This window comes from Frankia sp. AiPs1 (assembly GCF_023716945.1).
Classification (GTDB): Bacteria; Actinomycetota; Actinomycetes; order Frankiales; family Frankiaceae; genus Frankia.
Genome location: NZ_JAMQQF010000221.1, coordinates 1 through 9,043, shown reverse-complemented (window position 1 = coordinate 9,043; position 9,043 = coordinate 1). Strand labels below are relative to the sequence as shown.

At 72.7% G+C, this 9,043-nt stretch carries 7 protein-coding genes and 1 CRISPR repeat array; of the genes, 4 read left to right on the top strand and 3 right to left on the bottom strand.

Annotation, left to right across the window (positions count from 1 at the left end; genetic code table 11):
* Both ND748_RS18395 and tatB read left to right on the top strand, forming a co-directional pair.
* Positions 1-1,354 (top strand): S1C family serine protease (locus tag ND748_RS18395; protein ID WP_251747106.1); only part of this gene is annotated, 1,354 nt, incomplete at its 5' end.
* A gap of 66 nt (positions 1,355-1,420) precedes the next feature.
* Positions 1,421-1,942 carry a Sec-independent protein translocase protein TatB gene (gene tatB, locus ND748_RS18390; RefSeq protein WP_251747104.1) on the top strand — a complete coding sequence of 174 codons (522 nt, stop codon included), beginning with the start codon at positions 1,421-1,423 and terminating at the stop codon, positions 1,940-1,942.
* 274 nt (positions 1,943-2,216) lie between these two features.
* Positions 2,217-2,577: direct repeats of the CRISPR family, unit length 30 nt; unit sequence GTCGCTGATCATCCCTAGAGGGATCGCAAC.
* A 654-nt stretch (positions 2,578-3,231) separates the two neighbouring features.
* On the opposite strand, the gene ND748_RS18385 is transcribed toward tatB, so the two are convergent.
* Complete coding sequence (locus tag ND748_RS18385) at positions 3,232-4,374, bottom strand: Mrp/NBP35 family ATP-binding protein (RefSeq protein WP_251747102.1); 1,143 nt, start codon at positions 4,372-4,374, stop codon at positions 3,232-3,234.
* Between the two features lie 337 nt (positions 4,375-4,711).
* Between ND748_RS18385 and ND748_RS18380 the strand changes: the two genes are divergently transcribed.
* On the top strand, positions 4,712-5,233 hold the full coding sequence (locus ND748_RS18380; RefSeq protein WP_251747100.1) for a MarR family winged helix-turn-helix transcriptional regulator: 522 nt from the start codon (positions 4,712-4,714) through the stop codon (positions 5,231-5,233).
* A gap of 9 nt (positions 5,234-5,242) precedes the next feature.
* On the opposite strand, the gene ND748_RS18375 is transcribed toward ND748_RS18380, so the two are convergent.
* Positions 5,243-6,109: a PHP domain-containing protein gene (locus tag ND748_RS18375; RefSeq protein WP_251747099.1), complete on the bottom strand. Its 867-nt coding sequence runs from the start codon at positions 6,107-6,109 to the stop codon at positions 5,243-5,245.
* 126 nt (positions 6,110-6,235) lie between these two features.
* On the bottom strand, positions 6,236-7,678 hold the full coding sequence (locus ND748_RS18370) for an aldehyde dehydrogenase family protein (RefSeq protein WP_251747097.1): 1,443 nt from the start codon (positions 7,676-7,678) through the stop codon (positions 6,236-6,238).
* Positions 7,679-7,923: 245 nt separating this feature from the next.
* Between ND748_RS18370 and ND748_RS18365 the strand changes: the two genes are divergently transcribed.
* A partial coding sequence (locus ND748_RS18365; protein ID WP_251747090.1) for a 4-aminobutyrate--2-oxoglutarate transaminase occupies positions 7,924-9,043 on the top strand: 1,120 nt, incomplete at its 3' end.

Sequence of the window (9,043 nt, the reverse complement as noted above, 5' to 3'; positions counted from 1 at the left end):
GAGCGGGCGTGCCGGGTCAGGGGTGAGTGTCGCGCCGGCGCGGGAGCCCCGCCGGGGCACCGGATCGGTGACGGCCCTGCGGCCCGCTCGGCGCGTCGGGATCGCCGGTCCCGGCGGGGAGGCGAAGCCGGATCTGCGAGCCGGTGGTGATGGCGATCGCGACGCCGGCTCCGCCTATTCCGCGTCCCCGGCGCCACGGACGGCGCCGGGCGGCGGCGAGGGGTTGGGGGGTGCCCCGGTTGTTCTCGGCCGACGGGTGCTGCTGGCGTGTCTGCTGGTCGCGGGGCTGGTGGGCGGTGCGATCAGCGGATTGGCCGTCGCCATCACCACGGGCGACACCAGCGTCCAGCCGGTGAAGACGCTCGCGGTCGGCAGCCCGGCTCCCGTCACCGATCGCCGCACGGTCGCCGCAATCGCCGCGGCCGCGTTGCCCACCGTCGTGACGGTCGACGTCGGCGGGGTGGGCGACGACGGCGGCGGCGGCACCGGCTCCGGAGTGATCATCAGTTCCGACGGCTTCATCCTCACGAACAACCATGTCATCGCGTCCGCGGTCGCCAGCGGCAGCCCGATCTCGGTGCGCCGCTACCAGGAGTTCGGCCAGATCCAGGCACAGCTCGTCGGGCGAGACCCGCAGACCGACCTCGCGGTGCTGCGCATTCCCGCCCCGACGCCACTGCCCGCCGCCACGCTGGGCCAGTCCGGTTCCCTCGTGGTCGGGGCACCGATCGTCGCCATCGGGGCGCCGCTGGGCCTGTCCGGGACGGTGACGACCGGAGTCGTCAGCGCCCTGGATCGCAATCCGACCGTGCCGGCCGAGAACGGTAGCGCTCCGACGGTCCTCATCGGCGCGATCCAGATCGACGCGGCGATCAACCCGGGGAACTCCGGTGGCCCCCTGCTCGACGCGCTCGGGCAGGTCGTCGGGATCAACGCGGCGATCGCGGCGGTCCCCGGCCATGAGGAGCAGACCCAGAGCGGCAGCATCGGTGTCGGCTTCGCCATCCCGGTGGACTTCGCCCGCTCCGTGGCCCAGGAGCTCATCGCGACCGGTCGAGCCACCCATCCCTACGTCGGCGCCTCGGCCGCCACCGTCACTTCGGGTGAGGCGTCGGCGACCGGTGGGGTGCCCGGCGCCCGACTGGTGGGCCTCGTTCCCGACGGCCCGGTGGCCCGAGCCGGGCTGCGGGTCGGCGACGTCATCACCCGGATCGACGCGAACACGATCCGCGGGACGAACGATCTCCTCGTGGCGGCCCGGCTGCACCGGGTGGGCGACAAGGTCGCCGTCACCTACGTGCGCGGCGGCGTCACCGGAACCACCCAAATGACACTTCAGGAACAACGGAACTGAGCATTAGACATCCTCTCGTTGCCCGGGAGTTCCGCGAGGCAACATGGGGAGAGGTACGCTCAGCCGGTGTTCAACGGTGTCGGGTGGGGTGAAGTCGTCGTCCTGCTGCTGATCGGCCTGTTCGTCTTCGGCCCGGACAGGTTGCCCAAGGCGGCCCGGGACGCGGGGCGCATGCTCCGCCAGCTTCGGCAGATGGCCAACGGCATGCGCAATGATCTCCGGTCCGAGCTTGGCCCGGAATTCGCAGATCTCGACATTCGAGATCTGCATCCGAAGACTTTCGTCCGCAAGCACCTGTTCGAGGACGAGCCCCCGCTGCCGCCGTACCTGACGAAACGGACCGCGCTGGACGCGCTGCTCCTCGGCGATGACTCTCCCGCGACCCCGTCGCTGACGAAGTCCTCCCTGCCGAAGGATGCCTCCCGCGAGCCCGGCCGTCCCGCCACCGACGCCCCCGTGCCGCCGGCCCCGGCGACGCCCGCGCTGCTGTCGAAGTCGTCGCCCGGTAAGGCGACCGCCCCCCGCGTCGTCCCGCCCCAGCCCACCGCCCAGCCGGACGCCGCTCCCTTCGATCCAGACGCCACCTGAGTCATCTCTCTCCGCGGGCCGGCTAGGCCCCTGGGCGATGCCGGGCCGGCGGCCACCGCAGCCGGACGCGTGGTCGCGAGACGGCCGGTGGCCTGTCGTCGGCGTGGCCAGCGAAATCTGCTGTTCCGCGCGCCCCCCGATGGCGGGCCTCAACCCATCGCGCCCCGGATGGATCAGTGCCCTGACCTGCGCAGTTGCACTACCTCCGAACCGCTGCAAGATCCCCAGAAACGGCCCCCTCAACCGCCGCCCTGACCTGCACCTTTACTATGGGGTCGCTGATCATCCCTAGAGGGATCGCAACGCGCACCCGCCGCAGCAGTGGCGCTGCGGCGGCTGGGGTCGCTGATCATCCCTAGAGGGATCGCAACAGGGCGCGGATGATGTTGTGGACGAACATGTCGCGGTCGCTGATCATCCCTAGAGAGATCGCAACTTGGGATCGGTTTAGCGTCCTCGTCTAGCACTAGTCGCTGATCATCCCTAGAGAGGGATCGCAACCGGGTGCCGTGCAGGGTGTTGCGGATGTTCCAGGCCAGCGTCGCTGATCATCCCTAGAGGGATCGCAACTCCTCCGACGGGAGCCCGGCGCCGAGCACGATGAAGTCGCTGATCATCCCTAGAGGGATCGCAACGGTCCCCCACACGGCCTCGCGCGGCGCGGCCACGTCCGGGGTCGCCGATCATCCCTAGGTCGCGTATGTGGTTGTGAATCAGGCGGCGTGGTGGTGCCATCTGACCCACGACCATCGAGGCATGGTCGTGGGGAACGTGTGGTCATGGGCGTCGGGGTTGTCCTGACGTCGGGCTGGCCTCCGACGGCGCCGACGCGGTTCCGCGGAACCGACGCGGTTCCGCGGAACCGGCAGGACCGTGCCAAGCCTTCGGACGCGACGATCGTCCAGGTTGGCTGGCGGGAGGCGGTGCATTGCGGTACGGAATGTACGGTCTGCGGGCCCAGACCGTGCACAGCGCACCGCAACGTGGCCGCGGTGGGGGCCACCCTTGATCACAAGTAATCGCGCCTTGGAGGGGATCGCAACGGATCACCGCCACGCCGGCCGCCGGCCTGCCGGGCGGTCGCTGATCATCCCTAGCGGAATCCAACCTGGCCTGCCGACTGGCCGCGCCGGCGAGCCCGAGTCGCCGATCACCCTGAGCGGGATCGCCAGGCGGCAGCAGGACGCCCGCAGGCGGCCGGGGCCGGTGGGTGTCACCGGGGGGCCGGGCGCCCGCGGGCGTGGGCCGTGCTTCGGGGCTGCTGGGCTGCCGTGTTGCGGGGTTGCGTGTCAGCGACCGGCGGGGGTCAGGTTGAGGCTGCGGCCGGCTAGGCCGCGGGAGCGGTAGGTGAGGCGGTCGGCCACCGCGCGCAGGGCCTTGCTGGCCTCGGCGTCCGGCTCGGCGACGACGAGGGGGACGCCGTTGTCGCCGCCCTCGCGCAGGCGGACGTCGACCGGGACCTGCGCGAGCAGGGGGACGTCGTGGCCGAGGACGCGGGTCAGCCGCTCGGCCACGGCGGCGCCGCCACCGGAGCCGAAGACGTCGACGCGCTCCCCGCAGTGCGGGCAGGGCAGCCAGGCCATGTTCTCGACCACGCCGACGACGTTCTGCCGGGTCTGCACGGCGATGGTGCCCGCGCGCTCGGCGACCTCGGTGGCGGCGAGCTGCGGGGTGGTGACCACCAGCAGTTCGGAGGAGGGCACGAGCTGGGCCAGGGAGATGGCGATGTCACCGGTGCCGGGCGGCAGGTCGAGCAGGAGGACGTCGAGGTCACCCCAGAAGACGTCGGACAGGAACTGCTCGAGGGCGCGGTGCAGCATCGGCCCGCGCCAGGTCACCGGCTGGTTTCCGCGGGTGAACATGCCGGTGGAGATGACCCGGACGCCATGCGCCTGCGGCGGCATGATCATCTTGTCGACCTGGGTGGGCGGTCGCTCGATGCCGAGCATCCGGGGCACGGAGTGGCCGTAGATGTCGGCGTCGAGCACGCCCACGGAGAGGCCCGATCGGGCCATCGCCGCGGCCAGGTTCACGGTGATCGAGGACTTGCCGACGCCGCCCTTGCCGCTGGCGACGCCGTACACCCTGGTCATGGAGCCCGGCTGCGCGAACGGGATCACCTTGGGAGCGATGCCGCCGCGCAGCTTGGTGTGCAGGGCGGTGCGCTGCTCGTCCGTCATGACCTGCAGGTCGACGCGGACCTCGCGCACCCCCTCGACCGCGCTGACCGCTCGGCTGACACGGTTGATGATCTCATCGCGCATCGGGCAGCCGGACACGGTGAGCAGCACCGTGATGTCAACCGAGCCGTCGTCGAGCACGTTGACCGACGAGACCATGTCCAGCTCCGTGATGGGGCGGCCGATCTCGGGATCGTGCACCGTCGCCAGAGCCGACTGGATCGCGTCGGAGGAAGGCCGGGATGGGGACAAGGGAAACCTCAGTCACAGATTGGCATCAGATGCGGCCCTCGAAGCCGCCGTCCGCTCCACGATAGCCCGCGGAAAGCTCGTCAGCGTTGACTCACCGGCCCGGTGTGAGCCACGGGTGCCGGACCTGGATGAATCGCACGGTAACGGTGGTTGTCCATCGGTGTGGGCCGCTGGTTCTGGAGGACCTGTCGGGTATCCGACTCGAAACCGGACCGATCGTCGTGACCTGCACTCGGGGTCGCGCGGCGGCGCCCCCGGGCCGGCCGGTGCCGTGGCGGGAGAGACGGTGGGGGCACGTCACGGCATAGGCTGATCGAGGCGGCAGCGGGAGGACGCGATGGCAGTCGAAGAGGTGATCGGCGCCAGCTCCGAGACCGACGCGGACTGGGTCGACGAGCGCGGCATGCGGGCCTGGCGGGGGCTGCTGCAGGCGCACGCGCACATCACCAGGGTGCTCGAGGCCGAGCTGGAAGCCGTCCACCAGCTGCCGTTGGCCTCCTATGACGTGCTCGTTCAGCTTGCCGAGGCGCCGAACCACGAGCTGCGGATGAGCGAGCTGGCGCAGGCGGTGCTGTTGTCCCGCAGCGGGCTGACCCGGCTGGTCGACCGGCTGGAGCGCGAGGGGCTGGTCACCCGGCGCAGCTGTCCGTCCGACGCCCGCGGCACGCTCGCCACCCTGACGCCGCCGGGTCTCGACCGGCTTCGGGCCGCCTCGGGCACCCACCTGAAGGGGGTGAGTCGGCACGTGCTGTCCCACTTCAGTCGGGCGGAGCAGGACCAGCTCGCCGAGCTGCTCGGGCGGCTCAGCCCGCGGTGCGACAAGGACGCCGGCGCGCGGGGCTGCGGCCAGGGCGTGTGAGCTCGGCGGTCAGGTCCGGGCTGGTCGGTGGATGGGCGCGGCGCCGGTCGCGGCGGCGACCAGGCGTTCGTAGGACTCGCGGCTGGTCGTCTCGGCGGCCAGGCCCTGCGGCTTGCTGCTGCCGTGGAAGTCGCTCGATCCCGTCACGATCAGGCCGAGGTCGGCGGCCAGTCCGCGCAGCCGGCGTCGTTCGTCGGCGTCATGGTCGGGATGGTCGACCTCGACCCCGCCCAGCCCCGCCCGGGCCATCTGCTCGATCACGTCGGGGCCGACCGTGACCCCGCGGCGGCTGGCGAAGGGGTGCGCGAACACGCTGACCCCGCCCGCGTCGCGGATCAGTCGCAGGGTCCGCCAGACATCCGGCTGCTCCTTGCCGACCCAGTACGGCCCGCCGGTGCCGATCCAGTCACGGGTGAAGGCCGCCGCCACCGTCGGCACCAGCCCGGCCTCGACCATCGCCGCGGCGACGTGCGGGCGGCCCACCGTCCCGGCGGCGAGCTCCGCCACCCGTTCCCAGCGGATCGGGTGCCCGTCGGCGGCCAGCAGGTCGGCCATCCGACGGGCGCGGACGGCCCGATGCTCGCGGACCCCGGCGCGGACCGCGGCGAAGACGGGTTCGGCCGCGTCGAACAGGTAGGCCAGCACGTGCAGGGAGATCGACCCGCCGGGCACCTCGACGGAACAGGAGATCTCCGCGCCCGGCACCAGGGTGAGGCCGGCAGGTAGCGCCGCGGCGGCGCGCCCGAGGCCCGCGGTGGTGTCGTGGTCGGTCAGCGCGATGACCGACAGACCCGTCTCGGCGGCGAGCCGGACGAGGTCCTCCGGTGCGACCAGGCCGTCCGACGCGGTGGAGTGGGTGTGCAGGTCGATGGTCATCTGCCCATGCTGTCAGCTCACCCACGTAGGCCGCACCGCGTCGAGAGCCGGGCGGGCCGGGCCGGGCGTCCGGGACGCCGAGTGTCCGGGACGCCGAGTGTCCTGACCGCCGGGAGGACCGGGTGCCTACAGGTCGAGACCGGTGAGGACCAGAACGCGCTCCTCGGTGAGGTCGGTCATGGCCGCGCGGACGCCCTCCCGACCGATGCCGGAGCCCTTCGTGCCGCCGTAGGGCATCTGGTCGGCGCGGTAGGAGGGGACGTCGCCGATGACGACCCCGCCGACGGCGAGCTCGCGATGGGCGCGGAACGCGGTGGCCAGATCGTGGGTGAACACGCCGGTCTGCAGGCCGAACTCGCTGTCGTTGACCCGGGCGAGGCCCTCGTCCAGTCCGTCCACCGCGGACACGACGAGGACCGGCCCGAAGACCTCCTCGCGCACGACCCGGGCGTCGGCGGGGACGTCGGTGAGCACGGTGGGGGCGACGCTCGCGCCGGTGCGCGTGCCGCCGCAGACCAACGTGCCGCCGGCGGCGACGGCTTCGGCGATCCACTCCTCGACGCGGCGGGCCGCGGCGGTGTCGATGAGCGGGCCGACGTCGGTGGCCGGGTCGACCGGGTCGCCGCCGCGCAGCGCCCGCACCGCGGTGACGATCTCGCCGAGCAGCTCGGCGTAGACGGACCGGTCGGCGTAGACGCGCTGCACGGCGATGCAGGACTGGCCGGCCTGGTAGTTGGCGAACAGGGCGATGCGCCCGGCCGCCCGGGTCAGGTCGCCCGGCGCCGCGTAGTCGGCCGTCACCAGCACGGCGCCGTTGCCGCCGAGCTCGAGCACGACGTGCTTGCGGGGCACCGCGTCGCGGATCGACCAGCCGACCGGGCCGGAGCCGGTGAAGGAGACCACCGGCAGGCGCGGATCCGTGACGAGCCCGGTGACCTGGCTGTTCGGGACGGGCAGGACCGACCAGGATCCCTCGGGCAGGTCGGTCTCGGCGAGCAGATCACCGAGGAACAGCGCGGACAGCGGCGTGCGGGGGGCGGGCTTGACGATGATCGGGGCGCCGACTGCCAGCGCCGGCGCGACCTTGTGCGCCACCAGGTTCAGCGGGAAGTTGAACGGGGTGATCCCCAGCACGGGCCCGCGCGGGAAGCGCCGGCTCAGCGCCAGGCGCCCCTCTCCGGTCGGGTCGGTGTCCAACCGGGTCAGCTCACCGGTGAAGCGGCGGGCCTCCTCCGCGCCCCAGCGAAACGTCGAACTCGCCCGGGCCACCTCGGCCCGAGCCCAGGTCAGCGGCTTGCCGCTCTCCGCGGTGATGAGCCGGGCGAGCTCGTCGCCGCGCCGCGCGATCTCCCTGGACACGTGCGCCAGCGCCGTGGCGCGCACGTGTGCCGGCAGCGCGGAGAACCGCGGGGCGACCTCGGCGGCGGCCGTGACGGCGCGCTCGACCTGGTCGGCGTCGGGCTGAGCCACGGTGGCCACGAGGCTGTCGTCGAAGGGGTGGCGGACGTCGATCGTCGCGGTCCCCTCGGCGCGGTTGCCCGCCAACCAGAACGAGGTGACGTCAGCCATCGCGATCTGCCATCAGGGTCGTCGCCATCACGGTCGTCGCCATCCGGGTCGTCGCCATCACGCGTCATCCTAGGCGCATCGACGGCGTCCCAGCGGTTCCAACGCGCCCCGTCGGCCCGTCGGCCCGTCGGCGAACACCGCCGTCGCATGCCCGCGCTGAGCTGGCCGGACGGGCCGGCCCCGCGGCCGCGATCGGGGGACGATGCCCAGGTGGACAACGGCTGGGCGAGCAGGCGGGAGCCGACGTGACGAACCCTGCGAATCCTCCGAACGTGCCGGCCCGTGGCGGCCCGGGGCTGCCCCAGGTCCGCCGCCTGGTCACCGAGATCCCCGGGCCCCGCTCGCGGGCGCTGGCCGCCCGGCGGTCCGCCGCGGTGGCCCGCGGGGTGGGGGAGACGCTGCCCGTGTATGTGCACGCGGCCGGCGGCGGGGTCGTCGTCGACGTCGACGGCAACTCGTTGATCGACTTCGGCTCGGGGATCGCCGTGGTCAGCGTCGGCAACGCCGCGGACGGCGTGGTCGAGGCGGTGCGTGAACAGGTCGGCCGGTTCACCCACACCTGCTTCATGATCACTCCCTACGAGGGGTACGTCGCGGTCTGCGAGGCCCTGAACCGGCTGACCCCAGGCGACCACGACAAGCGCACGGCGCTGTTCAACTCGGGGGCGGAGGCCGTCGAGAACGCCGTCAAGATCGCCCGCTCGGCGACCGGGCGCAGCGCGATCGTCGTCTTCGAGCACGCCTACCACGGGCGGACGAACCTGACGTTGGCGATGACGGCGAAGTCGACGCCCTACAAGGCCGGTTTCGGGCCCTTCGCGCCCGAGGTGTACCGGGTGCCGCTGGCCTACCCCTACCGGTGGCCGACCGGTCGCGAGCACTGCGGCGAGCAGGCGGCGGCGCGGGTGATCGAACTCGTCCGGGACGAGATCGGCGCGGGCGAGGTGGCCGCGATGGTCATCGAGCCGATCCTGGGGGAGGGCGGGTTCATCGTCCCCGGCCGTGGTTTCCTGCCCCGCCTCGCCGAGTTCTGCGCGGACGCCGGCATCCTGTTCGTCGCGGACGAGATCCAGACCGGCTTCGCCCGCACCGGCCAGATGTTCGCCTGCGAGGACGAGGGCGTCGTCCCGGACCTCATCACCACCGCGAAGGGCATCGCCGGCGGGATGCCGCTGGCCGCCGTCACCGGCCGGGCCGAGATCATGGATGCCCCGCAGGTCGGCGGGCTCGGCGGCACGTACGGCGGTAACCCGGCGGCGTGCGCGGCCGCCCTCGCGGCGATCGGGTTCATCGAGTCCGCGGACCTGCCCGCCCGCGCGCGAGGCATCGGCGAGCTGGCGCTGCCCCGGCTGCGCGCCCTGGCGG

Excerpts from the sequence above, each read along its gene's own strand:
- ND748_RS18380 (WP_251747100.1), top strand. The coding sequence starts at position 4,712 with ATGGCAGTCGAAGAGGTGATCGGCGCCAGCTCCGAGACCGACGCGGAC.
- ND748_RS18375 (WP_251747099.1), bottom strand. The coding sequence starts at position 6,109 with ATGACCATCGACCTGCACACCCACTCCACCGCGTCGGACGGCCTGGTC.
- ND748_RS18370 (WP_251747097.1), bottom strand. The coding sequence starts at position 7,678 with ATGGCTGACGTCACCTCGTTCTGGTTGGCGGGCAACCGCGCCGAGGGG.